The sequence below is a fragment of the Legionella lytica genome (genome assembly GCF_044626755.1).
GTDB lineage: Bacteria > Pseudomonadota > Gammaproteobacteria > Legionellales > Legionellaceae > Legionella > Legionella lytica_A.
Window position 1 is genome coordinate 541740 of the sequence record NZ_JBGORX010000001.1, and the last position, 26627, is coordinate 568366.

Sequence of the window (26627 nt, forward strand, 5' to 3'; positions counted from 1 at the left end):
CATGAAAAAAATACTGCTTGCAGTTCTTATGAGTTTTTCTGCCGCTGCATTTTGTGAGGCGGCTGATCAAGTGTTACAAACTAAATTAAATGCGATTCGCTCTATGACCGCCAGTTTTAAGCAGGTCGTCAAAGCAAAAGAGCGGGTGGTGTCGCGCTCATCAGGAACGATGGCGCTACAAAGACCTGGACGATTCCGCTGGCAGACTAAAGAACCTATGGCCCAATTGATGATTGCTGATGGTCAACATATCTGGATTTATGATACGGATCTTGAGCAGGTTACTGTGAAAAAACAAGAAAAAGGTTTAGGTGGAACGGCGGCTTTATTTTTAAGTGGCTATGACAATACCGTAACTCGAGATTTTACTGTAGTTCAAAGTGGCTCAGGGGATAATTCTGTTTTTGACCTTCAATCCAAATCCTCTAAAGCAAATTTTCAACGCATGAAACTAGTATTTCATAAAGATATGTTAACTGAACTGGTCTTGTTTGATCAGCTAGGACAAGTGACTACGGTGCAGTTAGCAAAAACTAAATTAAATCCCCAGTTGGCTGTTTCATTGTTTCAATTTAAGGCGCCAAAAGGGGTTGATGTGGTAAAGCAATGACGGAGTCAAAGAAACCACCCGCCCTCCCATTGGCCGAATTATTACGGCCAAAACATATTGATGACGTAATCGGTCAACAGCATTTGTTGGGGGAGGGAAAGCCCTTACGTCTTAGTTTCATGGGAGGTAAACTTCACTCCATGATTTTATGGGGGCCTCCAGGGGTTGGTAAAACAACCTTAGCCCGCATCACTGCGGAGGCGTTTGACTGTGAGTGGATCGCACTTTCCGCTGTTTTCTCGGGTGTTAAAGACATACGAGCCGCAATGGAACAAGCCCAAGAGAATTTAACTCAAGGCAAACATACCATCCTGTTTATTGATGAGATCCATCGTTTCAATAAATCCCAACAAGATGCATTACTTCCTTATACGGAATCAGGCTTAGTTACGTTTATTGGTGCAACCACGGAAAATCCTTCTTTTGAAGTTAATTCTGCGTTACTGTCGCGGGCGCAGGTTTACGTGCTTAAGTCATTGACTAATGAAGAATTAAAACAGCTATTTGAAAAAGCGCATCACGAAGTCCTTGCTGAAATCCCATTCGATGAAGCTGCAATTACAATTATTATTGATTACGTAGATGGGGATGCCAGAAGATTACTAAACTGCATAGAACAGTTACAAACTGCATGCCGTGCAGCGAAGGTGACTGAAGTGACTAAAGAATTTGTGGTTAATTCTTTAGCCCAGCATATGCGCCGCTTTGATAAAGGTGGAGAGAATTTTTACGATCAAATTTCAGCCTTACATAAGTCGGTTCGCGGCTCCAATCCCGATGCTGCCCTTTATTGGCTTTGCCGCATGTTAGATGGTGGCGTAGATCCTTTATATTTGTCTCGACGTATTATCAGAATGGCATGGGAAGATATAGGCTTAGCCGATCCCCGAGCTATGCAAATTGTTAACGATGCCGCAGAAACCTACGAACGATTAGGTTCCCCGGAAGGCGAGCTAGCCCTAGGTCAAGCAGTGATTTACCTGGCAATAGCTGCTAAAAGTAATGCAGGTTACAATGCATTTAACGAAGCCATGGCCTTTGTAAAAAAAGACAAGTCCCGAGAGGTACCCATCCATTTGCGTAACGCACCCACACGGTTAATGAAACAATTAGGATATGGCCATGAATACCGCTATGCCCACAACGAGCCCAACGCTTATGCTGCAGGTGAGCGTTATTTACCTGAAAACATGAGAGAGCCTAATTGGTACCAACCCGTACCTCGAGGTTTAGAAATCAAGATTGCCGAAAAAATGGCATTTTTAAGAAGGCTTGATGAGGAATATAAATCCCAGTAGTACTTTGAATAACTCCATATTAATTTCTAGGGTTGAATATCACTTCATCATAATTTAGTGATTCGAAAAATATTATTTCTTATCTAGAAAAGTACATTACAAATAGAACTATTTATGAGGGGCAATTCTAATACACCCTCTAAAGAACTTAGAATCTTCTGCGGGAAGAAAATTATCTTTATTTGTTAAAGATGAATAGAAACGAGGGTCTTCTTTAAGAATTTCTTCCACATTACTGATGAGCCCATCTATATCATTTGAATTGTGAAAAAATGAAATTCCTATGTTTTGTGCGATATGCTGAATAATTGTATTGGAACAAAAATGGTTATCCTTTATGAGTTCACCGAACATCTCTATACATATATCTTTAAATTCACGCATAGCCTCCATAGCGCTTGATTTTTTAGAGTTGGGCGAAAAAGAGCGAGTCGTGGGGTATTGTAGTGAGTAATAAACAGGTAAGGGCATATCTGAGTTAATTTTAAAATAGGATGGGCCCATGATGGTCGGTAATTGTTGTTTAAGGCCATAACTATCTACAAATACATCTTGAAGTATTTCTAAAGGAAGTAAGTCCTGATTCATTAGAGGTGAAAACCCAGGTGTTTCTCCAGTCATTATATCAATTAAATGTTTGAATGAATCAAATAAGTAGGGGTTGGGTTTTTGATTTGTCTTTTCCAACAGTAATGAATATGCTGTCTGATAATGTGGAATATGTCTTAAATACATTGCGGCCTGTGCAAAGATAGTATAAAAATATCTTCGAACGTCAAACCAATCTGGATTGTTTTTAATATTATTTATCCAATTTTCGGAGAAATAAATTAGGCTTGTATTCCACGATTGTTCAATTTCAGGGCAATTTAAAATAGTTTTAAATAAATTAAAATGCTCATACAATGAACCGGGCGGTTTGGCTTTGATTTTTAAGTCACGACACAATTTCGTGATTCTTGATTGACATCCAATGCTCGGAAGCATAAAGACCGATCTTCCGCCAGATATTGCTGATAAAACTCCCATAGGAGAATAATTAAATTTACTCTGAATATCTACAATCCGTGTGTAACTAAAAAATTCACCGGGAGATTGAATGCGAACTGGAAGCGTTAATTTTTTTTGAGGTAAATCAACGTACCATTCAAACTGTTTATCTATAATCATTCCCATAGGGGAGTTATTTTTGCCATACCCCAAATGTAAATTTAGCTCGCTTGGAAGGCTTGGATCGTTTAATCTTAGCAGAGTTCCATTTTCCAGAGGCAAGAATTGGCTGTGCTCATCACCAATTAGCGCTCCATAGGGGAAATTAAGTACGTAGAGTGGAAAATCTACACCAGGATTCAATCGATCGACAAGCGAATAGAATTCCAAATTTGCATTTTTAATTTTATCTTTAACTTCATGCCAGTAAACTTTCCTGGTCCCAATCATATGTTTTTCCACTGGTTGGATTTTGCTCTATTATTTTACCCCCTTATTTTATCATAAAATAATCGCAATAGAATTTGGAAATGTAAATTTTTTATATTCAGTGGTTAAATATTCTAATTATTTCATTTGTAAAAGAAGAATATGACTGATACAAAAATAATACTCATAGGGAACCAATTTGTTGAGTTTTCAAATAACCAAAACATATTCACTTATGAGGAGTTTCAAAACATGCTCGAAACAGAATATCCTGAAAGTAAATATCAAATATATATAGGTCAAGGGCTAAGTGACTTAATGATTGATTCAATTAAGATGCTTCAGTGTTCTTTTTGTGCTGATCGGGTTTCATTTATTGGTTGTATGCAACGTAATAAACGTGCCAGTAGTTATTTTGAGTCTAAACAATGCATAATTTCAGAACCCAAAAAAATGTCTGATAATTTATTTAAATGTTATTTAATGCTGGATGAATCAAATGCAGATTATGCTGGGCAGCATATAAAGGGAACTGTTCTTCTTGAAGCGGTTCAGCAAATGGTTAAATCTGTTTCGGCAAGTTTTTTTATTCCCTCCTTAAGAAGTGAGAAAAAAAGTTTTGTCCTTAATTACCTCAATGCAACTTTTTTGGAATATGTTTTTCCCCTGGATGTTGAATTTACCTGTAAATTTGAACAATTTCGTTATGGTCTAGATGGTAACTTCAAAGCAGGGACAACCATTCAGGTGAAACAAAATAAAAAGATCATGATGTCTGTTGATATTGATTTTAGCCTTATGGATAAAAATACACTTTTAAATATTGAGAGCCATATGGCTGACTCTGCAGTGGATGAAATACTCAATGCTCCCAATTTACGCCTAGTGGAACCGCTTACTGCTTGAAATAATTTAGTTGTTGATATCAAAAAATCGAAGAAATAGAAAGGAGTTGAAATGGATAAAGATCTTTTGTTAACAGATTTAGCTATATTACTGATGGTGGATAAAAAGTTATTAGTAGATTCTATTTATTTAAATGATGAATTATATTGGGATTCACTTTCTCTAATTTCTACGGTTGCTGCAATTTATCAACGTTACGGTGTAAACGTTCATGGAGTCGAGCTAATGAGATGTGAAACCATCGGTGATATTTTTTCATTAATTGAAAATATAAAGCAATCCGCGTGTGCTTAAGCTGTTGGTTTTTTGTGTATCACTTTAAAAATACCCCCTTTCATAGCGTACTTCACCTTGATTTTTTGACGAGTACGCTTGGCACTAATTGGAGCCTCACAAAATTTGATATATGAGCGGAATTAATTCTTAGCATGCAAGGAACTTATCTTCTAATTCCCCGTAATTCAACTAAAACACATAAAAACATCATGCGGGTTAGTGATTGTTCTAATTGCCTCATCTATAATCATAATTAATAAGGTTCTTTCTGACTGGATTAAAATGATAAAGATAATCGAACGAACCACTGCTTTACTAAAAAAAGTAACTTCTTGGTATGAAAAACGTAATACTGAGCAAGCGGTGAAAACGCTTTACAGCAAACAAAAATACCTTGCTGGATTCTTTACTGGCTTTAATACTTTTTTAGATCATTTTACCAAATACGGTGCCGTAATAACCCTTGCTTTGTCGGTTAGCTCCTTTTTAGGTTTCTCTATGACGCCGGTAGGCTGGATAACGGTTGGTTCAGCGATGTTGATAGGTGGGATAGTTCTGGCTGCGCATAGCGTTTACAGTTATCTTGATAAGTCCCAAAAAATAATGGAAGCAATTGAGACCAGAGATGCGCATGAAAGCCAAATTAAAAGCCTTGCACAGGAAATTGAGCGTCAATATGCTGAAAACGATGTATTAGAAAAAGAACTGAGGATACTTCGGCAATCAGCGGAAAAGCTCGGTATATCTTCCGAGTTAGAAATTCCAAGTACTTCATCGGCCAACATTCAAAGAGAACCTATTGATATTGCCCAAAATACGGAAAAAAAACATACATTAATACAGACTTTAAAAAATTTAGCTCTTTATGTCGCAACCCCTTTTATTGTTGCGGGGCAGTTTTTTAACCAATGGCTTCAACGGTTATTACCTCAATTGAGTGAACTGATAACTGCAACCTCACCTATACAAAAAAGATTTAAAGAGTTTGCTGCTGTTTTAACCTTTGTAACTACTGCATTTACTGGGCTTTTTACGTGGTTGTCCTCTTCGCTTGGTGGCGGACTTACACAACTGAGCTTCCTGCAGACATCTGCAATATTAGCTGCTTCTTTAAGCCCAGTTACTATAGGACTAATTGGTGCTGCTCTCTTATTAGTTTCAGGCAGTCTGCTTCTAAATAAGGTATTTTTTAGTGATCCGCATGAGCAATTAACCACGCAGCTGGAGGAAAGAAGGGTAGTCCTGATTGATAGTTTAAATCAAAACCAACTTTTATTGTCTCAAATTGAATATAAAAATGAATCTTTAAAAGAAAAAGTTAAATTACTAACGTTGAAAATCGATGTAGTACAAAATGCATTAAAAAATAAAGAAAATAAGCGAGCCGCAGTTGAAGGGCGTGAGTCAATAGAGTTAGGCGAGCTTTATACTGCCTCCCAGGGGAAATCAAATGACACAGAGCTGGATAAACAAAAGCTAACGGATAACATCAGTTCTCTTCAAAAGCTCCTTCACCAGTATCAAGAGCAATTAGGTAAATTAGAACGAAAAGAAGCTTTAGAGAAATTAGATGCGAATGTACCTTCGGAAGAGTCCAACATTGCGGAATTAGTACCAATCGATTTGAATACGCGAAGTAGTGAGGGCCAAGGAAAAAGTAATCTTCGAAAATTTAGTGTGTTTAGCAATAATGCGGTGAGAGCTGATCATGATGACTCCCTTGCTCCAAAAAATAGTACGCCCTAATAAATAGTTTTTATCAATCTTATCTAGAGCTAATCAGGGTACTATTAAAAAAAATAGCAGAGCCTACGAGCAAAATTTCTAATGCAGTTAAAATTATATGATTAGGGTAAATTACTTATAGAAAATAAAATCAAAGTGAACTAAAATAATTCCTTTTTTTAAATTAGTTATTATGCCGCAATCAAGAACATCTATTTTACTTATCGGATTACTCTCAGCCTTTTCTTTATTAACATTTGATTTGTATCAGCCCTCATTGCCCCACATTACGACTTACTTTGGGACCACCCATGATTTAAGCCAACTTACTTTAAGTATTTATTTATTCGTTTTTGGGTGTGCTCAATTAATTTGGGGGCCATTAATTGATCATTATGGACGTCGGCGTTTATTACCAGGTAGTCTGATGCTGGCTGTGATTGCGAGTTTAATTTGTGTTTTCGCCCCTAGTATAGAGGTGCTGATTTTAGGGCGGGCTTTACAAGGTTTCGCTTTATGTTGTGCTAATTTAGTAGCTTTTTCAACGTCTAGAGATTTTGAAGATGCAGTAGAGCGCGCAAAGGTTTTGTCCTATGTTTCTATGATTGTCTCTATATCGCCAATTCTAGCTCCCGTTTTGGGCTCGCTAATTTTTACTTATTTTGGCTGGCAAGCCAATTTTGCATTGATGGCTTTTATTGGCATAGCATTACTACTGCAAACACGTAAAGGACTTTTTGAATCGCCTTTTTGGACTGCACCTCAACAACCTTTTTCAATTAAAAAAGTAATAAAATCATATCAGGAAATTTTACCCTCTACTTATTTGTGGAATGGTTCATTGATTATGATGTTTAGTTTTGCGGCAGTAATGCTCTCGGTAATTAATTCTTCCTACTTGATTATTGATCAATTTGGGTTTTCACCTTTGGTCTATGGGGTTATTTTTATCTTTAATGGATTAAATATTATCGTGGGTAATTATTTAGGAATTCATTTACGCAAGTATTTTAGTATGGCATCCACTATTTATATCGGAAGTTGGCTTATACTCTTAGGCGGCTTTGCGATGTTAATGAGTTCCACTCTCTATGGATTTAACTTGTATGCCTTATCCTTTGCGCTCATTTGTAATTTAGGGATTAGTGTTATTGCTCCGGCAGTAATGTCCTTAATGCTCGCCGATTTTAAAGAAAATACTGGAATTGTTTTGGCTTTTATTCATACCGTACGAATGTTTGGCTCTTCGTTATTAACCATTGCTAGTGCTTATCTTCTCATGCGAACACTTAATGCATTACCTTTTGGCTTAATGGCTTGTGGAATCGGAGCACTTTACTGTTCTTGGCATTTTAATCGTTTATCTACTACTGAATCGGATGACAGTGAATTTGATGGGGCAGAAGCAGCTTAGTGAAAGAGAGATTTAGTCTTTTTTAAGCTATCCTATTTGGGAATTTAAATTGAAAAGGGAATTTCAATTTGCCTAATATTTTCAGACCATTCATAAAAACGGCTCACAAATTTTAATATGACCTTGACTCTAAAAAATTAAATTCTATTTGTTTTTCCAAGCTTTGCTCAATTAATCGCCACAGAGTATTTAAAATTAATCCTATGATTTTAAAAGCATTTTGCTTTCTATTTAAAATTTGTTACAGTCATATGATTCCTATAATCATAATGTCTAATATGCATTATTCAAATTACCAAACTTGTGCAGTAAGGCCGCAGGTGCCAATATCTGAATGGGATATTTTGTCGAGCCTTCCGACTGCTTTAGTTATCATTAATTCTCAAGGTCGGATTGTTTGGTTAAATCCACCGGCAGAGGCAATGTTAGGTTATGGGTTATTAGGATCTTTATGGTTGGATGTTTTATTACGTGCTTTTGCACCGCGTGCAGATGATGGTCATGAGGTTTCTCTGGCGGATGGGCGGCGTGTTCATGCTGCTCTTGCTACTTTAGATAGCTTACCGGGGATTTTAATTAGCTTGACTGATGTCACTACAACGCGTGATTATGAGAAAGCGAAAGAGAATGATAAGCGTTTGGTTTCTATTGGTACGATGACTGCGCAATTAGCGCATCAGATTAGAACTCCTTTAGCTTCAGCGATGTTATTTACCGATCATTTACATAGCCTCACAGGGCTTGATGAACGAACGCAAAATTGGTTGCAGAGGTTGAAAGAGTGTCACAGTAGCATTGAGCAACAGATTCAGGATCTACTTCTCTTTGCTCGAGGGAAGACTATAGAGCCTACACGGATGGATATGAATTATTGGTGTTCGCAATTAAGCCAGCGAGCACAGCCTTATGTTACATCGCATTCGGTATTGTTGGAGGTAAATAACCAGTTAAAGTCCCAAGACGGGATGATTCATGGTGAATCACTAATTGGAGCGGTTTTAAATTTAGTAATTAATGCAATACAATCTGAGGCTACAGAGGTTTACTTAACCCTTGCATCAATGGATAATTTAGGTATTCATATATCAGTTGAGGACAATGGGAAAGGAATGTCGGAGGAAGTGAAAAGCCATGCTTTTTCACCTTTTTATACGACCAAAGCCCAAGGAACTGGCTTAGGTTTAGCTGTTGTTTTTGCAGTGGTAAAGGCTCATGGAGGAACCGTGAGTTTAGAATCTATGGAAGGGGTTGGTACGCAGGTTAATTTGTATTTGCCGTAATCTTAAAATTCATTTTTTAAGATGATGCGTAAGCCTTAAGATAAAATCAGAGGTTGTTTACATTTTGTCCGTCAAAAGAATAGAAATGTAAGAGACTATAGCTTGGAAAAGGGATTTTTATTATGAGTCATGTTCTAATCGTTGAAGATGATCCAGTCTTAAGAGAAGCCTTAGCTGAAACAATGACCATTGCAGGACATACCTATATTACCGCTAAGGATGGTAAAGAGGCGCTTGTTTTACTTGAGTTGCATAATCCTGCGGTTGTTTTGACAGACATACGCATGGATGGTTTAGATGGCAATCAATTATTGAATGAAATTCAACGAAAGCGCCCAGGCTTAGCCGTTATTTTGATGACTGCCTATGGTTCCGTACAAGATGCAGTTGATGCGATGCGCAGAGGTGCTGTCGATTATTTGCAAAAGCCTTTTAGCGCCCAAGTTCTCATTGAAAAAATTAATCAGTTTATTAAGGTTGAGCAGGATGACGAGGATACTGGCGAGCCGATAGCTCAAGATCCTAAAAGCCAAGCGTTATTATCTATGGCCCTAAAAGTGGCTCAATCGGACGTAGGGGTTATGATTAGTGGTGAAAGTGGAACGGGGAAGGAAGTATTAGCTCATTTTATCCACGACCATTCTACACGTAAGAAAAAACCGTTTATTGCCATAAACTGTGCAGCAATCCCAGAGCAAATGCTCGAAGCCACTTTATTTGGCTATGAGAAAGGATCGTTTACAGGGGCCTATAAATCAACCCCGGGGAAATTTGAACAAGCTCAAGGTGGGACTTTGCTTCTTGATGAAGTGAGCGAAATGCCTCTAAGCCTGCAAGCAAAATTATTACGTGTTCTACAAGAAAAAGAAGTCGAGCGTATTGGCTCGAATAAAACAATTAGTTTGGATGTACGAATTCTTGCGACAACCAATAGACAATTAAAAGATGAGGTTCAAGCGGGTCGTTTTCGCGAGGATTTGTTTTATCGTCTGAATGTATTTCCTTTACAGTGGCACCCTTTACGAGAGCGGAAAAATGATATTATTCCGCTTGCTAATTACTTAATTCGCAAGCACTGTAATCATAAACAGCCAATTGTGCCAGTAATTAGTCCTACAGCGCAAAAATCCATGCTTGCATATACATGGCCTGGAAATACACGGGAGTTAGATAATGTTATTCAACGTGCCTTAGTGTTACAAACCCAAGGGATCATTGAAGTAGAGCATTTACAACTTTCATCCATTGTAATTCAAGAAACGGAGGTTGCCGCGGCGAGCACGAAAAACTTGCAAGTGCATGAATTTGAACTAATTGTTAAAACTTTAGTGGAAAATAATGGGAATAGACAAAAAGTTGCTGCATTATTAGGTGTTAGTGAGAGAACTTTACGTTATAAGCTAGCAAAAATGCGTGAAGAAGGGTATGTTGTATAGCATTCATGTTAGTATGTGAGTGAAAACATAGGTTTGCGTTCAAAGTAGGTTAGACCTGATTTTTCAGTAAACTAAGCTGAATAGTTACCATGTTTTTTAGGCGGAGCTAAACAGCGAGCGTTAGGGACTAAATGCGTTCGAGGTTTAAGTTTTATAGATATAATAAGTACGTTATGTAGAGGAAGACGAAGGAATGAATGACATTAATACCGTTGGCCTGTTTGATCAAATGCAATCAATGGCAGCAAAGGCTGAAGGCGCAATAGTCGATAGGGAAGCAAATCAATCCTCATTCAGTGCAATTTTTAAAAGTGCTTTAAATCAAGTGAGTGATTTAAGCAATAATGCCGATTCTTTAAAAAGCCGTTTTGAACTGGGCGATCGCAATGTAAGTATTGGTGAAGTAATGATCGCAACTCAAAAGTCAAATCTTGGGCTTGAGGCTGCTTTACGAGTTAGAAATAAATTTTTACAAGCATATCAAGACATTATGGGCATGCCAGTATAGACAAATCATAACTCCCAAGTTATTTTACAGGGTAGATTTTACAGGAGTTTAGTATGGCATTGGCTGATAATGCTTCAATGGTGGCAGCAAAATTTGCAAGCTTATCTATACCGCGACAAATTGGTTTATTAGTTGGTTTGGCGGCGAGTGTTGCTATAGGTTTAGCAGTAGTTTTATGGTCTCGTGATCCTAATTATGTTCCTCTATATACTCAAATGAATGCCCGAGATACTGCTGAAGTGGTATCGGCTCTTGAGCGTAATGGTATTGATTTCAAAATTGATAACAATAACAGTACCATTTTAATCCCCTCAGAAAAATTACAAGGTACACGTCTTAAGTTAGCTGCTGAAGGTTTACCGCGCGATCCGGTTGGCTCTGAGGAGCTATTCACCAGTGGTAACGCCTTCAATAGTAGTCAGTTCATGGAGGTTGCGCGTTACAAGCAAGCGTTGGAAGCGGAGTTGGCTCGGACTATTAGCAAGTTTAATGACATTAAAGCTGCTCGAGTACACTTAGCTATTCCACGTGAATCAGCATTTGTTCGTGATACCCAACAGCCTAGTGCATCAGTTTTTATTGATGTCTATTCAGGGCTTGAACTCAAAAAACAAACTATTGCGGCAATCGTGAATTTAGTGGCATCCAGTATCCCTAATTTAGCAGCAAGTCGTGTTACGGTGGTGGATCAGGATGGTCAATTACTGAATGAGGGTGGTGGACAGAGCTTATTTACAGATACTGAGCGCTTCCTTGATTACAGACAGAATCTTGAACGTCAATATGCACAAAAAATTCAAGACATTTTGACCCCCTTATTAGGTTATGGTCGTGTACGCGCTAAGGTATCGGCAGACGTGGACTTTACCAGCTACGAGCAAACTCAAGAGCTGTTTAATCCAGAACAATCTTCCTTGCGTAGCGAGCAAACCATGCAAGAGAAACGTAATGCGAACAGCGATGCTCAGGGAGTTCCTGGTTCATTATCTAATACGCCGCAATCTAATCCGGCGCTTACAGGTAAGAATCCGAATGCTCCGGCAAATCCACAAGGCCAGCAATCATCAGAGACGACTCAAAATACAGATGTACGCACGCAAAGCACTAAGAACTTTGAGCTGGATAAGACTATTAGCCATACCAGAAATCAACCTGGTTCCATTAAGCGGTTGTCAGTAGCGGTATTAGTAGATAATCCTGCTGTAATGGATGAAAAAACTAAAAAGATGACTAAGAAGGCTCTGACTGCCAAAGAGATCGAGCAAATCAAGCTGTTGGTGGCTGATGCGATTGGTTTAAATGCGAAACGTGGTGATAGTTTAAATGTAATCAATAGTGATTTTGTTAAGCCAGATCCTATCGCACCTCTTCCTGAAGAGCGTTTTTGGCAAAAGGACATCTTCTGGTCTATAGTCAAACAAGTTGTTGGTGCGATGTTCATTCTGTCAATCATCTTTGGGGTTTTAAGGCCGATGCTTAAAACCCTGGCGAGCAATAAAGGAGCGGGCGGGGATCTGCCTTATCTTGAAGAGCAGCCCGAGATTCAAGGCGAATTGGCTTTTGATGATGGAATTAATGTAGGTGATGCACATGATTATGAGTCACAATTAAATTTACTACGCCAAGTTGTTGATAAAGAACCCAAGCGTGTTGCGCAGGTAGTTAAAACTTGGGTTGATCGAGGATAAGCGATGGATGGAATAGAGCGTGCGGCCATACTGCTTCTCAGTATGGGGGAGAAAAATGCGGCTGAGGTTTTGAGGCATTTAGAACCACGACAGGTGCAGAAAGTTGGCGTGGCAATGGCTGCGTTAGATAATGTCAGTAGGACAAAAATGCAAAATGTTTTGGCTGATTTTACTAGCGCTATTGGCGACCAAACGAGTTTGGCTGTTGATACGGAGCATTATTTAAGAACCATACTTATCGAAGCATTAGGACTAGAAAAGGCTACGCCATTTATAGACCGTATTTTGGTGTCAGATAAAGACAGCGGCCTTAACCGTTTGAAATGGTTGGATGGACGATTAATTGCTGATGTTATTCGAAATGAACATCCACAAATTATTGCTACTATTTTAATTCATTTGGATAGTGAGCAGGCCGCGGAAGTCGTAAGTTACTTTAGTATGGAAAAGCGCTCAGAAGTTTTATTACGTATGTGCAATATTGATACTGTAAAACCCGAAGCGATTAGTGAGCTTGGGCAAGTAATTGAAAAACAACTTAGCGGACAAAAAGTGAGTAAAGCAGCCTCCGTTGGGGGAATCAAAAGTGTAGCCGATGTTATCAACTATTTTGATGGCTCAATGGAAGAAGAAGTCTTAGACAAAATTAAAGAATGGGATTCGGATTTAAGCGAAAAAATTCGCGATAAGATGTTTGTATTCGAGAATTTGGTCGATATGGACGACCGTAGCGTGCAAACTTTATTACGTGACGTATCCCAAGAGTTATTGAAGTTAGCTTTAAAAGGCACAACTGAAATAACGAAAGAGAAAATATTTACCAATATGTCTAAACGCGCGGCTGACCTGTTGCGGGAAGATATTGACCTTCAAGGTCCGGTTAAAGTGGTGGATGTAGAACGTGCGCAACGAGATATCCTTACCATCGCCAAGAGCTTGGCAGAGGAAGGAAAGATTGCATTAGGCTCCAAGGGTGGAGATGAAATGATTTAATTTTCGTAGTGTGGAAGTGAGAACGTAGGCTGGTCTGTTAAGCTCAGCAAACTCAGCTCTAGTCTCCTCCAATGCTGGGCCAGCCTACATTAGACACGTTGGCGCCATTAGCGTTTAATAAGGTTTGAAAATTTCGTCGTTGAGTTCGTAATGGATGAAATATAAGGGACTAAGGGTTTTACATGGCAAATAAATTTGAGCCTTATCATACAAAACAATCCAGTGATAATGATTTTAATGTCTGGGATTATCAATCAACGCAAAAAAAAGAAGAGGAAGCTCCTGCGATTGATGAGCGTGAAGTCTTTCGTGCTGAATGTGAGCGTTTAAAGCAAGAGGCAATACAAAAAGGTTATGAACAAGGATTGCAACAAGCCCAAGTAGAAATTGATAAGAAAAAGGAAGAGCTTGTCCGTTGGCTTGATTTAATGAAAAACCCCGTAAAACTTTTAGATGAACATGTTATCCAGGAAACATTACAAACGATCCTCTGGCTCAGCCAACATTGCATTGCTGTTGAACTCTCGGTAAACCCAGATAAGTTGCGGAATTTACTTAATGAAATTAAGACCGAATTACCTACCTTAAACAATCACCGCATGCTGGCTATGCATCCCTCTGATGTTGAATGGCTTAAGGCGGAAATCAAAGAAAACGAATTCCCTGGATTACATGAAATATTAACCGCAGATCCTACATTAAATCGCGGTGATTTTTATTTAAAAGGCGAACATAGCGAATTAGATGGTCGTATTCATACTCGTTTTGCTACTTTGTTTTCCAAATACATTACGAAAGACAATTTGATGCCCATGAAGGTTCAGGATTAATTTATGGAACAATATGAATCTCGTTTGGCAAAAATAATGTCTGATGTGCGTACTCAAGAGCATTCTGGTTTATTACATTGTGGACGAATCAGTCGTGCTGTTGGCCTTACTTTGGAAGCCAAAGGTTTTACTCAACCAGTAGGGGCTCGTTGTTTCATTAATGTCAATGAATCTCATTCGATTGAGGCAGAAGTTGTTGGTTTTGGTCAAGAGCGTACCTATTTAATGTCAATTGGCGCTATTCAGGGACTTGCTCCGGGTATGATTATTGTTCCTACGGGCCGAGTTGCACGAATTGAGGTGGGTTGGCCTTTATTAGGGCGTATTGTTAATGGTTCTGGAGTGATTATTGATGAAGAAGCTCCTATTGAACTAACTGAAACCTACCCATTAGAGTCTGCAATAATTAATCCGCTTAAAAGGGCAGCTATTGATACTCCTTTAGACGTTGGCATACGTGCTATTAATGGTTTGCTCACCGTGGGACGTGGTCAGCGTATCGGACTTTTTGCAGGAAGTGGTGTTGGTAAATCAGTATTATTAGGTATGATGACACGCTTTACCAAAGCGGATGTGGTTGTCGTAGGATTAATTGGCGAACGGGGTCGTGAGGTTAAAGAATTTATTGAGTGCAGCTTGGGTGAAGAGGGCTTAAAGCGGGCAGTAGTTGTTGCAGCTCCGGCAGATGAAAGCCCCTTAAGAAGATTGCATGGAGCGAAAGTTGCCACCAGTATTGCTGAGTATTTTCGCGATCAGGGAAAGCATGTGTTACTGTTGATGGATTCTCTGACTCGTTTTGCTCAGGCTCAGCGCGAAATTGCCTTATCCATCGGTGAAGCTCCAGCCACTAAAGGCTATCCTCCTTCAGTATTTACCAAACTACCTAAATTGGTTGAACGTGCGGGGAATGGTGAGCCTGGAAGTGGTTCGATTACCGCATTTTATACGGTTTTAACCGAAGGTGATGATTTACAAGATCCCATTGCTGATGCTGCGCGGGCTATTTTGGATGGACACATTGTTTTAAGCCGTTCTTTAGCAGAGGAAGGGCAATATCCTGCTATTGATCTAGAGGCATCAATTAGCCGCGTGATGCAGACTGTAGTTTCTGAAGAGCAAATGAAAGATATGCTGCAGTTGAAAAAATATTTGTCTCTTTATGAGAAAAATAAAGATTTTATTTTATTGGGGGCTTATGTAAAAGGTTCAGATGCTCATTTAGATAAAGCAATTTTAGCTCGAGATAAGATTAGGAAATATATGGAACAAGGAATGAGCGAACAGGTTAATTATGAAGAGAGTACCCGTTTATTATCCGAGTTAGCTAAGTCACTTAGGTAGGAGTTAATTCATGAATCAGCGATTGGACCGCTTGACACAATTGTGGGAAATAAAAAAGGACTTAACGAACACCGCCTACAAACAGTTGTTGCATGCTCAAGAGCAATTTAGTAAAAATAAAGAAAAGCATGACCAGTTGGTTGGTTATCGGCAAGATTATTTACAACAATTAGAAACCATGGGCGAACAAGGTGCTTATGTGAGGCGTTTGCGTAATCGTATTGATTTTATCAGTCATCTCGATATGGCTTTAGTGCAACTAAATGGGCATTTAGCTCAACTTGCCAAGGTAAGACGAAGTGCAGAATCAACGTACAAGCAAGCTAAAATTTCTGAAGAGAGTGTTAATTTATTAATAGAACGAGTTAAAAAGACTCAAAAATCTAAATTGAACCTCCAAGAACAGAAAGAAAATGATGAGTATGCACAAAAGCAATGGTATAGTAGAGAACTTAACGACGAGTGATTAAGCGGATACGGTGAATAAGATTATCAAAAAAATTTGGATGACCCTTGCCATCCTCATTATTCTTATGGCTGTTTTGTCTAGCGTGTTTCGTTCGTTAACTCCTTGGGCAAAACAATATAAAGGTGAGGTTGAACAGCATCTGTCAATCCTTTTAGGACAGCCCGTAACTATTCAAACGATGGAAACAGGATGGTATTGGTTTCAGCCCGTACTTAAATTGAAACAAGTTACCTTAGGTAGCGACTCCAAAAAATCATTTCATTTAAATAAACTTCTTGTAGGAATTAATGTTTTTAGATCAATATGGAACTGGCAAATTCAGCCCGGTGTTATTTATATTGATGACATGCATCTCACACTAAGAGAAAAAGGCGATCATTGGACTATTGATGGGATTAGTACGGATACGTTGAACAGTGAGGACATGACTCCTGAAAAGACAAAACAGATTTTAGTTTGGTTATCCCAGCAAGAACGTTTAACTATCAAACGTGTTTCCATGTATTTTCATTTTAGCGATGGTGGCTTAATTCCTGTGGATGGTCTAAATGTTTCTGTATCGAATCATGGTGGCCATTATAAATTCAAGGGTAGTGCCAGACTGGAGCAAACTAATAGCACTGATTTTCAATTACTCGGAGATGGTTATTTTGATCCCGATAATTTTGGTGAAATTGAAGGGAAGTTTTATTTTGCTGCGCAAAATATTATGCCAGCTCAATGGCAAAGCTTGTTTCCCAATGCGACCGAACATTTAGAGGGCGGAAAAGGGGGCTTACAGGTCTGGATGGACGTGCATAAAGGCTCAGTTGCATCAGTACAGGCTCAGGTAAAATTAGAGCATTTGGCTTGGCGGTTACTCAACAAAGAAAAAAGCCAATTAGTTCAATCCTTTTTTGCAAACCTGTCTTGGCAACCAGACAATCAGGGATGGCAATTACATGGCGATCACATTCAATTGCGTGTGGGTGGGTTAAACTGGCCTGAGAATCAGCTTTTGGTCAAATACAATCAGGAACAGCAAACCTATCAGTTTTTTATTAAGAACATCATTATTGAGTCCTTACTTTCAGATGCGATTAATTGGCCTATAAGTATTCAAAATCTGCTGCAAATAAAACCACAAGGTATGTTGCATGATACTCAAGTTTTGGTGAAGCTCGCCGATCCTGCTTTCCGCATTCCACTAATCCCTCAATTATCTGCAGCTGGTGCTGCGCAGGTACCTGTCAAAACATGGGCGCAAGGAAATGAAATTACCTACGTGCTGACTCGTTTTGATCAATTAAGCTGGAATGCGAATCCGAACAAGAAAATACCCGAGGTAAGAAATCTCTCGGGTGTGGTCAACTGGCAACCTGAAGAAGGGCGTTTGGAGCTGGACTCTGAGAATACGCTGGTTGCTGTACATGGCTATCCTACACAGAATCTCACTTTATTGAATGGGTCTATTGATTGGAAGGAGTTAAGTGATGGCTTACGGATTAGTATCGATCGCTTTATCTTAAGCATGCCGCAACTTACTTTAAGTGTTCAGGGTGCGGTCGATCAAGTCTCGCGGGATTCTATGGGGGCTGTTCGTTTGAATGCAGAGTTTTCAGGTAAGAATATTGAGCAATGGGCTCCATTTCTTCCTCAAAAACATATGAAGGCCAAATTGTATACTTGGTTAACACGAGATTTAAAGCATATTGCGGAGTTGAGCGGTACTGTTAGCTTAAATGGAATGGCGCAAGACTTTCCCTTCGATGAGCATAATGGTGAGTTTACGATTACAAGTCATGCAAGTGGTGGCGAGCTTTACATTAATCCTAAATGGAAGATCATTAAGGACATTGAAGGGGATATTCAATTAACTAATCGTAATGTTAATATTGCTATTCTCAATGCTGATTTTCAAGGGGTTCCTGTCAATCAAATGAATTTGCGTATTAACAATATAGGTAATAATAAAGAAAACCTTATTATTACCGGAAGCATCAATGCACCCGTGCAAAAGATGGTGAATTATGTGATGTCTTCTCCTTTAAAAAGTAAATTAGCGCTACTCAAACAACTGGCCATAGAAGGCTCAGCTCAGTTGAACCTTAATTTAGAGGTGCCTTTATATCCCGAAAACGACAAAGTATTGGCTAAAGGGGATTTAACCTTTAAAGACAATGCCATTATGGTAAAGTATGATGTTGTGAAGTTTGGCTTAAAGGGTGTAAACGGTGAACTATTTTTCACTGATGACGGGGTAAGTGATAGTTCATTAGTTGCTAACTCGATGGGACATCCTCTTAATATTAAGATTCAGTCTGTAAAAACGCCAAGACCTGCTACTTCCATTGCTGTGGATGGGACTTGGACTGTTGATTCCATGAAAACTCGTCATAATGCGCCAATTTTTTCCTTATTAAATGGTTCTTTTCCCGTTAAAGCCATTTTGAAATTAGCAAATAAGTCATCTGAAGCTGATACCATTCAGTTAACTTCTTCATTGCAAGGTTTGGCTGTTAACTTACCGGCGCCACTTGGCAAAACGCATAATGATACGCTTCCTTTAGAAGTGAATGTGGCTTTACTTGCGGATAAATCAATACGCTTAAAATCTAATTATGATGCTCGTTTAAGCACAGATTTATTATTTAAGACGATTAATGGTGTTTTAGATTTAGATTCAGGCCAGTTTCGTTTAGGTAGCGCAAAAGCGCTTAATTCAAAAATCCCTGGATTAGCAATCGTAGGCTCATTAAAAGGCTTTGATTTAGACGAATGGAAGACTGTATATAATCGATATACTACAGCTCAAAATACCGGTCCATCGTTATTTAATAAATTAAGAGTTATTAATGTTACACTGGATAAATTTAGTATTTTGAAGCAGCAATTTGATGCATTGGCGGTTAAAGCAAAATTATTACCCAATAAAGACTGGTCTTTTAGCGTGAACCAAAAAAATATCGCCGCTGATTTATTATATCGTGTGTCAGCGAATGAATTGAGTGGCCATATTCAACGGCTACATTTAGAGAAGTTTGATACTAAAGGTATTAAGTCGAGTGATTCTTCGGAAAAAACTCATCCGGGCCAGATTCCAAATCTTGATTTACGAGTTGATAACTTATCGGTAGGGGCTGTACTGATTGGTGATGTGACCCTAAAAAGCAAGTCAACCGAGAAGCGTTGGTCATTGAATTATTGCCGTATTGATTCCCCTGTATATCAATTTAATATTGATGGTGCGTGGACACAGGCAAAAAAATCTGATCAATCGGCGTTCCATTTAAAACTTGATATGAGTAATGTGGCTAAAAGTCTTGAGCGTTGGGGCGTTAATCCTTCAGTTCGTGCTAAAAAAGGCTATCTAGAATTTAAAGGGGGCTGGAGCAGTGATTTAGCTGGATTTTCATTAACAAAGCTAAACGGCGATATGTTTTTGCAGCTCAAGAATGGCAGAATCACTGATTTGAGTAAATCAACAGAAGGAAAATTGGATCTAGGTAAATTACTGAGTATTTTAAGTTTGCAAACCATACCACGTAGATTGCAACTTGATTTCAGTGACTTAGCTTCCCAAGGATACAGCTTTGATATCTTCCAGGGAAACTTTTCGATTCGTAAGGGAAGAATGACGACGCATGATAGTTACATCGAGGGGCCTGTTGCGTATGCAAGCATGAAGGGCGATTTAGATTTAGTAAGACAAACCTATGATATGAGTTTAAAAATATCCCCGCATATTACAGCCAGCTTGCCCATTGTGGCTACCATTGCAGGCGGTCCTGTAGCTGGTGTTGCTACCTGGGTTGCGACGAAAATTATTAATCAGGGTATGCAAAAAATTTCTGCCTATAGCTACAAGATTTCCGGTCCATGGAAACAACCCGTCGTACAACAATTGACAATTGTTCGTAAAAAGAATAACCCCATTCCGACAGGACAAGGGGCATTAAAAGATCAGCCTAATTTAGATTAATTAAGTGTTGTCGCTTTATAATGTTAGGCTAATACGGCCCCAATCCATATAAAAAACATAATATTCTTATCAAGATAGTAGAATTTTCAACCTCTCCTAGACTAAACTTAACAATGGAAAGAGTGCTTTTCCCACAAGGTGTCGAGATATTGCCTAATAAACTAAGCTGTAACCTGTAGCCGTGACCTTGGCTATTCAGGCTACACATAAAAATGAAGGTTTTAAATGATTCACTTTGTTTTGGGCCGATATTGGAATATTTGTTTATTAAAGGAAAGCCCTGAAAATACACCTTATTCAATTATTCGAGTATTTTTGACTGGCATCGCATTAGCCATCATCATGGTAATTGAATGGAACTATTCTTATTATGACTCCTCGGGAGATTTGGGGTGGTTGTTGGTTATTGCTACTTGTCTGCTTTTTTCTTATGTTATTTATACCTATTCCGTATTATTTTTAAAAGGATTTACGTCAAGATTAGTACAAACGGTAACAGCATTATTTTATACTAGTATCATTATTCACATTTTAGTGGCGCCATTGGTGTTTTTTGCTCCGTATTTGTCGCATATACACATAAAGAGTCCAGTACTCTTGTTTTTAGGTGTTATTTATCTATTCATGAGTATTAGCTTATCTGTATGGCAATTTGTGATTAGTGCACATATTTATAAATATGCGCTGGACACTACCGCCATACAATCAGTGATCGTCGCTTTTGGTTTAATTGCCGTTAATATTTTAACTGTTTCATCACTTCAATGAGAGAATTATGCATTTACATATTTTAGGGATAAGTGGGACCTTTATGAGCGCGCTTGCGCTACTAGCACGCGATTCAGGCTATACGGTCACAGGGAGTGATGCCAATTGCTATCCCCCAATTAGTGATTTGCTAACCGCCAAAGGCATCACTTGGACTGAGGGATATGAGGATGCAAGCTTAGCATTAAAAGCGGATGTGGTTATTGTGGGTAATGCGATTAAACGGGGTATGCCTGTTCTTGAAGCAATTATTGAGGCAGGAAAAAGCTATACCTCAGGCCCACAATGGTTTGCTGAAAATATTTTATCTAAATACCAGGTTATCGCGGTTGCAGGAACTCATGGTAAAACAACCACAACATCAATGGTTGCATGGATCTTGGATCAAGCTGGATTAAATCCTGGATTTTTAATTGGTGGTGTTTCATCTGATTTTAAAACCAGTGCGCGCCTAGGCAATGGTAAATGGTTTGTTATTGAAGCGGATGAATACGATAGTGCTTTTTTTGATAAAAGACCCAAATTTATGCATTATCGCCCACGTATTGCTATTTTAAACAACCTTGAGTTCGATCATGCTGATATTTATCCAGATTTAGCTGCGATTCAGTTGCAATTTCATTATTTACTGCGGACTATTCCAGCCAAGGGGGTTGCAATTAAACCGCGTGATGATAAGGCCTTAAATGAAGTATTGGCACGAGGTAGTTTCTCAGGTGTTGAGGAGCTTGCCTTAGATGGTGATGCAGAATGGAGCGCTAAACTCATTGAAGAAAATGGCAGTTCGTTTAAAGTACTGCGTCGCGGCGAAGAAGTCGCGCAAGTTAATTGGTCTTTAATAGGGCGCTTTAATGTTGAAAACGCATTAGCTGCTCTTGCTGCAAGTGCTAATGCTGGGGTAGATCCTAAAGTGGCTGCAGAGGCATTAGGACGCTTCACCCCAGTTAAACGCCGCTTGGAAGTAAGATCAAATAAGTACGGAATAACTGTTTATGATGATTTTGCACATCATCCTACGGCAATTACCCGCACCATTGATGCGGTAAAACGCAGTAACAGACATCATCGTATTTTCGCGGTTCTTGAATTTGCTTCCTATACCATGCGTACTGGAGTTCATGCAGCAGAAATGGCACAAGCGCTAGCGCCTGTCCACGGGGCTTATGTATTAGAACCACATGACTTTGATCTTACTGCAACTCTTGGTAATTGGACTTGTCCTTACCATGTTTGTAAAAATACTGAGGAAATTGTTAAGAAAATTACAGCTAATGTCCAAGAGGGGGATGCTATTTTGGTAATGAGTAATCGTGGATTTAATGGCATTCATCAACAATTAATCCATTCTATTGATGCGCGTTATTCGAGTATTCATTGCTAGAAATTAAGTGAAAGAACTACGCCCCGAGATGTTTCTTGAGGCGTATAGTTGGTAGTTTCCCTTCTTGAACGATGTTTTCCCACGAAGAAAATGCGAATGATTCTTTTTCTGTTCAATTAGTTAAATTAATAGTTGCAATATTTCAGATTGGTTGTTATAAAAAAAAGAGTGCCCTTAGAGATTAATGACACGTTGGTAATACTATGCGCTTAAGTAGTTTAGGGAATAGAGATACCAAGCTCAAAATTCAGCATAGGCTTAGCTGTTAGAAAAAAATCCTTAGGATTAGGGTATTAGCAAAAGGAGATTGTATGACATTAAAAACAGTAGGGTATGAATTTCTACGGAGTAATATTCAAAATTTGAATAGAGAATATTCTAATTACTTGGCACGTTATACAATCGAATTAACCGAAGCTGAAAAAAAAGAAGCATCGGATATACCAGAAAATCCACTTTTTATTTTACTTGCGCGAATCAATAAATATGTTATTCACTGTGAGACGAAGCGAATCACCGATCGTGATGTATTTCATCAATTGAGTGACGAGATAAGGCGCTCTCCTAAAAAGGAACCTATAGATATAAAAAGTGACACCCTTTATTTATTAGGTAGTTTAATTCATCGGTTGTTGAGAATTGAAACCGAATATAACGATTACAATAAATCTAGGCTTAATCCTTATGCATGGTTTAGCAGCAAAGCTCTTTGGAATCCTACTGATTGTCGTTTATATACTGCAATAAAGAGTGTATTGGGTCTTAGTGAAGTCAATAGGCTAGATGACTACACGATAATTAAAGCTTTGGAAGTATTCAAAGAAAATATGGATATGGAGATTGATGTTGAGGTAGTTGTAGATAACGAGAAAAAAGTAGTAAAACAACAGCGATATCAAACATACGAACATTTCAATACAGTGGATCCAAACTTCAAAGCTAACCTGGAGAAAATGATTTCCGAGCGTAGAGCCACTGGGAAATCGATGGTTCGCCAGTTTGAAGCAATTGATTTTTTGCAATCGCTAATGAAAAAACTCGATCAAGAAAATCAAGCCATTGAAAAAGAATTAAATGAATGGTGTAAGGATTTGGCTAAGACTCACAAAAATTTCGGTACCTTAAATAGAGAATTAATTGAGCATCATCTTAATCAATATTATCAAACAAAAACTGAAAAAGTAGCTGACAAAGAGCATATACAGTATTTACTTGATGGGGTAATGAACAATGAGAGTTTTATTGCAAATAGTGATCATTCTAAATTTTTAAATGAATTAGTAACCTCTAATACTGATCCGAGCCGTAGTATTTGTTGCGGTGCTTACATCTTGTTATTGAAACAAGGAAATTTAGATAAAAAGCTAATTACCCAAATGACGGATACCTTTGGTTTTAGTGAGAAACTCACAATCAATGTTCAAGTGGCTTGCCTTAAGGCTTTTAAAGCTTATGCCGATTCAGTGGCAGAGTCCAGTATACTTGCTCCCAAGAGTGATGAAGATGTAGTCCTGGATTACAAATTTTTTGGTACCTCAAAGGCAATGATCAGCCAGGCAACCCAATTAATCGTCATGTTAGGTGAGGAGACGATTCATTCTTTAGTCATGTGATGAGACTTATTGCTTAAAACAAGCTCTTAGCAGACCCTGCGGACAAGCCGCAGGGGTAGGTAGAGAATCCTATACGGTAAACTGCATTAAACCATCCTTATAACCAACATGTATTGTATCTCCTGAACGAAACTTTCCAGACAATATTGATTGTGCCAGTGGATTTTCAAGTTGCTGTTGGATTGTACGTTTTAACGGGCGCGCACCATACACTGGATCAAAACCCGCTTCCGCCAAATGAGCAAGAGCTTCGGAGCTCACATCAAGATGCATTTCTTGTTGATTCAAACGTTTACGGAGATGTTCAATTTGGATGTCAGCAATTTGGGCAATCTGTGCTTTGGCTAAAGAATGGAACACTACAGTATCATCAATACGGTTGATAAATTCCGGACGGAAATGCTGGCCGACAAGTTCCATAACCGCATTTTTTACCTCTTCATAACTGTGTTTACTACCCATTTCTTGAATGACATGAGAGCCTAAGTTTGAAGTCATGACTATTATCGTATTGCGAAAATCCACTGTGCGACCTTGTCCATCAGTGAGACGACCATCATCCATAACCTGCAATAGGATATTAAACACATCGGTATGCGCTTTTTCTACTTCATCAAGTAAAATCACAGAATAAGGTCTACGTCTTACTGCCTCAGTTAAATAACCTCCTTCCTCATAGCCCACATAGCCTGGAGGAGCACCAATTAAACGTGCAACAGAATGTTTCTCCATGAATTCAGACATATCAATACGAATCATGGCTTCTTCAGTATCAAATAGGTAAGCCGCTAATGCTTTACATAATTCCGTTTTACCTACGCCGGTAGGCCCTAAAAATAAGAAGGAGCCTATGGGTCTGTTCGGATCAGCCAAGCCCGCACGAGAACGACGAATCGCATTGGATACTGCATTTATTGCTTCTTCTTGCCCGATGAGACGCTGATGCAATACCTCTTCCATTTTTAAGAGCTTTTCTCGTTCACCTTCCATCATTTTAGAAACAGGGATTCCAGTCCACTTAGAAACCACCTCGGCAACTTCATCCTCCGTAACTTTATTACGTACTAATTTAGTTTCATGTTCTTCCGCCGAAGCAACCTGTGTGAGGCGTTTTTCTAATTCGGGAATACGTCCATATTGCAACTCAGACATACGACTCAAATCTCCAGCACGGCGAGCCATTTCCATTTCTTGTTTGGCATTCTCCAGCGCCTCTTTAATTTGCGTAGCTCCTTGCATCGTTGCTTTTTCTGCTTTCCAGATTTCTTCGAGATCGGAGTAGCTTTGCTCGAGCTCATCAATGGTATGTTGTAAGTCGTCTAATCGTTTTTTGGACGCGTCATCATGTTCTTTTTTCAACGCTTCCCGTTCAATTTTTAATTGAATAAGACGACGTTCTAATTTATCCATGCTTTCAGGTTTTGAATCGATCTCCATGCGGATAAGGCTTCCGGCTTCATCAATGAGGTCAATTGCTTTATCTGGTAATTGTCGATCTGTGATGTAGCGATGAGACAACGTTGCTGCACCCACGATCGCAGGGTCAGTAATTTCAACCCCATGATGCACCTCATAGCGCTCTTTTAAGCCCCGCAAAATAGCAATAGTATCTTCAACAGTTGGCTCCTTAACGAGAACCTTTTGGAAACGACGCTCTAAAGCCGCATCTTTTTCAATATATTGACGATACTCATCTAGGGTAGTGGCGCCAATACAATGTAACTCGCCGCGCGCTAAAGCAGGCTTTAACATATTTCCAGCATCCATAGCTCCTTCCGCTTTACCAGCACCTACCATGGTATGTATTTCATCGATAAAGAGAATAATTTGGCCTTCTTGTTTTGCCAAATCATTCAGTACGGCTTTAAGGCGTTCTTCAAACTCCCCACGGAATTTAGCACCAGCGATTAGCGCCCCCATATCAAGGGATAGCAGGCGTTTATTCTTCAAGCCTTCAGGTACTTCACCATTGATGATGCGTTGGGCTAGACCTTCAACAATAGCGGTTTTACCTACTCCAGGCTCCCCAATTAACACGGGGTTATTTTTCGTACGTCGTTGCAGTACTTGAATAGTACGGCGAATTTCATCATCACGGCCAATAACAGGGTCTAATTTACCTTGTTCAGCGCGTGCAGTTAGATCCAGGGTATATTTTTCTAAGGCTTGACGTTGTTCTTCCGCATTGGCATCATTTACCGTTTCGCCGCCACGAAGATCATTAATGGCATTTTCAATAGCTTTAGAGTCGCCTCCAGCTTGTTTTAATATACGAGCCAAAGAGCCATTTTCTTCATTGATGGCTGCTAAGACAAATAATTCACTGGAGATAAAATTATCTTTCTTTTGCTGAGCTATTTTGTCAGTAAGGTTTAAGAGTCGATTTAATGAGTTGGAGATATGAACATCACCGCCAACTCCTGAAACTTTCGGGAGCTTCTCTAATGATTGTTCTAAAAGAGTTTTTAAGAGTGAAATATTTACCCCTGCTTTACTAAGCAATGGTCGGCAACTTCCACCTTGTTGATCCAATAGCGCTTTCATCAAATGCTCAGGCTCAATGAAGTTATTATCTCCACCTAAGGCTAAAGATTGAGCATCAGCCAAAGCCATTTGAAATTTTGAGGTTAATTTGTCCATTCGCATATTTATTCACCTTCTCTTATGGGTGTTATTTCTATCTTATCTACCGTAGAATGAGGTTTAATTTA

The 26627-nt window shown here is 38.9% G+C and carries 20 protein-coding genes; 18 read left to right on the plus strand and 2 right to left on the minus strand.

Annotated features, from left to right (window positions below; translation table 11 throughout):
• Nucleotide 1 precedes the first annotated feature (1 nt).
• Both lolA and ACD661_RS02250 read left to right on the plus strand, forming a co-directional pair.
• Nucleotides 2-610: an outer membrane lipoprotein periplasmic chaperone LolA gene (gene lolA, locus ACD661_RS02245; protein ID WP_400186001.1), complete on the plus strand. Its 609-nt coding sequence runs from the start codon at nucleotides 2-4 to the stop codon at nucleotides 608-610.
• Complete coding sequence (locus tag ACD661_RS02250; protein WP_400186002.1) at nucleotides 607-1908, plus strand: replication-associated recombination protein A; 1302 nt, start codon at nucleotides 607-609, stop codon at nucleotides 1906-1908. Before lolA ends, ACD661_RS02250 begins: the two co-directional genes overlap by 4 nt.
• A 108-nt stretch (nucleotides 1909-2016) precedes the next feature.
• Here ACD661_RS02250 and ACD661_RS02255 read toward each other — a convergent pair whose 3' ends face one another.
• Nucleotides 2017-3348 carry a hypothetical protein gene (locus ACD661_RS02255; protein ID WP_400186003.1) on the minus strand — a complete coding sequence of 444 codons (1332 nt, stop codon included), beginning with the start codon at nucleotides 3346-3348 and terminating at the stop codon, nucleotides 2017-2019.
• A 141-nt stretch (nucleotides 3349-3489) separates the two neighbouring features.
• On the opposite strand from ACD661_RS02255, the gene ACD661_RS02260 reads away from it, so the two are divergent.
• The 16 genes from ACD661_RS02260 (at nucleotide 3490) to ACD661_RS02335 (ending at nucleotide 23916) form a co-directional block, all read left to right on the plus strand.
• Nucleotides 3490-4233 (plus strand): hypothetical protein, encoded by a 744-nt coding sequence (locus tag ACD661_RS02260; protein WP_400186005.1) that lies wholly within the window; start codon nucleotides 3490-3492, stop codon nucleotides 4231-4233.
• Between the two features lie 51 nt (nucleotides 4234-4284).
• A complete protein-coding gene (locus ACD661_RS02265) occupies nucleotides 4285-4527 on the plus strand; it encodes a phosphopantetheine-binding protein (protein WP_400186007.1) in 243 nt (80 codons plus the stop codon).
• 264 nt (nucleotides 4528-4791) lie between these two features.
• Nucleotides 4792-6255: a hypothetical protein gene (locus ACD661_RS02270; protein WP_400186008.1), complete on the plus strand. Its 1464-nt coding sequence runs from the start codon at nucleotides 4792-4794 to the stop codon at nucleotides 6253-6255.
• A 172-nt stretch (nucleotides 6256-6427) separates the two neighbouring features.
• Nucleotides 6428-7648: a multidrug effflux MFS transporter gene (locus ACD661_RS02275; protein ID WP_400186009.1), complete on the plus strand. Its 1221-nt coding sequence runs from the start codon at nucleotides 6428-6430 to the stop codon at nucleotides 7646-7648.
• A 278-nt stretch (nucleotides 7649-7926) separates the two neighbouring features.
• Nucleotides 7927-8928: a sensor histidine kinase gene (locus ACD661_RS02280; protein ID WP_400186011.1), complete on the plus strand. Its 1002-nt coding sequence runs from the start codon at nucleotides 7927-7929 to the stop codon at nucleotides 8926-8928.
• Nucleotides 8929-9050: 122 nt separating this feature from the next.
• Nucleotides 9051-10364, plus strand: a complete 1314-nt coding sequence (locus ACD661_RS02285; protein ID WP_400186012.1) for a sigma-54-dependent transcriptional regulator — start codon at nucleotides 9051-9053, stop codon at nucleotides 10362-10364.
• A 193-nt stretch (nucleotides 10365-10557) separates the two neighbouring features.
• Nucleotides 10558-10872, plus strand: a complete 315-nt coding sequence (gene fliE, locus ACD661_RS02290) for a flagellar hook-basal body complex protein FliE (RefSeq protein ID WP_400186013.1) — start codon at nucleotides 10558-10560, stop codon at nucleotides 10870-10872.
• Between the two features lie 53 nt (nucleotides 10873-10925).
• Nucleotides 10926-12560, plus strand: coding sequence for a flagellar basal-body MS-ring/collar protein FliF (gene fliF, locus ACD661_RS02295; RefSeq protein WP_400186014.1), 1635 nt, complete (start codon nucleotides 10926-10928; stop codon nucleotides 12558-12560).
• 3 nt (nucleotides 12561-12563) lie between these two features.
• Nucleotides 12564-13553 carry a flagellar motor switch protein FliG gene (gene fliG / locus ACD661_RS02300; RefSeq protein ID WP_400186015.1) on the plus strand — a complete coding sequence of 330 codons (990 nt, stop codon included), beginning with the start codon at nucleotides 12564-12566 and terminating at the stop codon, nucleotides 13551-13553.
• A gap of 182 nt (nucleotides 13554-13735) precedes the next feature.
• Entirely contained in the window at nucleotides 13736-14383 is a 648-nt protein-coding gene (locus tag ACD661_RS02305; RefSeq protein ID WP_400186017.1) for a flagellar assembly protein FliH, read from the plus strand.
• A 3-nt stretch (nucleotides 14384-14386) separates the two neighbouring features.
• Entirely contained in the window at nucleotides 14387-15724 is a 1338-nt protein-coding gene (gene fliI, locus ACD661_RS02310) for a flagellar protein export ATPase FliI (RefSeq protein WP_400186018.1), read from the plus strand.
• A gap of 10 nt (nucleotides 15725-15734) precedes the next feature.
• Nucleotides 15735-16190 (plus strand): flagellar export protein FliJ, encoded by a 456-nt coding sequence (fliJ, locus tag ACD661_RS02315; protein ID WP_400186020.1) that lies wholly within the window; start codon nucleotides 15735-15737, stop codon nucleotides 16188-16190.
• 13 nt (nucleotides 16191-16203) lie between these two features.
• Entirely contained in the window at nucleotides 16204-20154 is a 3951-nt protein-coding gene (locus ACD661_RS02320; protein ID WP_400186021.1) for a YhdP family protein, read from the plus strand.
• Between the two features lie 225 nt (nucleotides 20155-20379).
• Entirely contained in the window at nucleotides 20380-20922 is a 543-nt protein-coding gene (locus ACD661_RS02325) for a hypothetical protein (RefSeq protein ID WP_400186022.1), read from the plus strand.
• A 7-nt stretch (nucleotides 20923-20929) separates the two neighbouring features.
• Nucleotides 20930-22303 carry a UDP-N-acetylmuramate:L-alanyl-gamma-D-glutamyl-meso-diaminopimelate ligase gene (gene mpl / locus ACD661_RS02330; protein ID WP_400186024.1) on the plus strand — a complete coding sequence of 458 codons (1374 nt, stop codon included), beginning with the start codon at nucleotides 20930-20932 and terminating at the stop codon, nucleotides 22301-22303.
• A gap of 311 nt (nucleotides 22304-22614) precedes the next feature.
• Nucleotides 22615-23916 (plus strand): hypothetical protein, encoded by a 1302-nt coding sequence (locus ACD661_RS02335; protein WP_400186026.1) that lies wholly within the window; start codon nucleotides 22615-22617, stop codon nucleotides 23914-23916.
• Between the two features lie 69 nt (nucleotides 23917-23985).
• Here ACD661_RS02335 and clpB read toward each other — a convergent pair whose 3' ends face one another.
• Nucleotides 23986-26562, minus strand: coding sequence for an ATP-dependent chaperone ClpB (gene clpB, locus ACD661_RS02340; RefSeq protein ID WP_400186027.1), 2577 nt, complete (start codon nucleotides 26560-26562; stop codon nucleotides 23986-23988).
• Nucleotides 26563-26627: the final 65 nt, after the last annotated feature.

Excerpts from the sequence above, each read along its gene's own strand:
- lolA (WP_400186001.1), top strand. The coding sequence starts at position 2 with ATGAAAAAAATACTGCTTGCAGTTCTTATGAGTTTTTCTGCCGCTGCA.
- ACD661_RS02250 (WP_400186002.1), top strand. The coding sequence starts at position 607 with ATGACGGAGTCAAAGAAACCACCCGCCCTCCCATTGGCCGAATTATTA.
- ACD661_RS02255 (WP_400186003.1), bottom strand. The coding sequence starts at position 3,348 with ATGATTGGGACCAGGAAAGTTTACTGGCATGAAGTTAAAGATAAAATT.
- ACD661_RS02260 (WP_400186005.1), top strand. The coding sequence starts at position 3,490 with ATGACTGATACAAAAATAATACTCATAGGGAACCAATTTGTTGAGTTT.
- ACD661_RS02265 (WP_400186007.1), top strand. The coding sequence starts at position 4,285 with ATGGATAAAGATCTTTTGTTAACAGATTTAGCTATATTACTGATGGTG.
- ACD661_RS02270 (WP_400186008.1), top strand. The coding sequence starts at position 4,792 with ATGATAAAGATAATCGAACGAACCACTGCTTTACTAAAAAAAGTAACT.
- ACD661_RS02275 (WP_400186009.1), top strand. The coding sequence starts at position 6,428 with ATGCCGCAATCAAGAACATCTATTTTACTTATCGGATTACTCTCAGCC.
- ACD661_RS02280 (WP_400186011.1), top strand. The coding sequence starts at position 7,927 with ATGCATTATTCAAATTACCAAACTTGTGCAGTAAGGCCGCAGGTGCCA.
- ACD661_RS02285 (WP_400186012.1), top strand. The coding sequence starts at position 9,051 with ATGAGTCATGTTCTAATCGTTGAAGATGATCCAGTCTTAAGAGAAGCC.
- fliE (WP_400186013.1), top strand. The coding sequence starts at position 10,558 with ATGAATGACATTAATACCGTTGGCCTGTTTGATCAAATGCAATCAATG.
- fliF (WP_400186014.1), top strand. The coding sequence starts at position 10,926 with ATGGCATTGGCTGATAATGCTTCAATGGTGGCAGCAAAATTTGCAAGC.
- fliG (WP_400186015.1), top strand. The coding sequence starts at position 12,564 with ATGGATGGAATAGAGCGTGCGGCCATACTGCTTCTCAGTATGGGGGAG.
- ACD661_RS02305 (WP_400186017.1), top strand. The coding sequence starts at position 13,736 with ATGGCAAATAAATTTGAGCCTTATCATACAAAACAATCCAGTGATAAT.
- fliI (WP_400186018.1), top strand. The coding sequence starts at position 14,387 with ATGGAACAATATGAATCTCGTTTGGCAAAAATAATGTCTGATGTGCGT.
- fliJ (WP_400186020.1), top strand. The coding sequence starts at position 15,735 with ATGAATCAGCGATTGGACCGCTTGACACAATTGTGGGAAATAAAAAAG.
- ACD661_RS02325 (WP_400186022.1), top strand. The coding sequence starts at position 20,380 with ATGATTCACTTTGTTTTGGGCCGATATTGGAATATTTGTTTATTAAAG.
- mpl (WP_400186024.1), top strand. The coding sequence starts at position 20,930 with ATGCATTTACATATTTTAGGGATAAGTGGGACCTTTATGAGCGCGCTT.
- ACD661_RS02335 (WP_400186026.1), top strand. The coding sequence starts at position 22,615 with ATGACATTAAAAACAGTAGGGTATGAATTTCTACGGAGTAATATTCAA.
- clpB (WP_400186027.1), bottom strand. The coding sequence starts at position 26,562 with ATGCGAATGGACAAATTAACCTCAAAATTTCAAATGGCTTTGGCTGAT.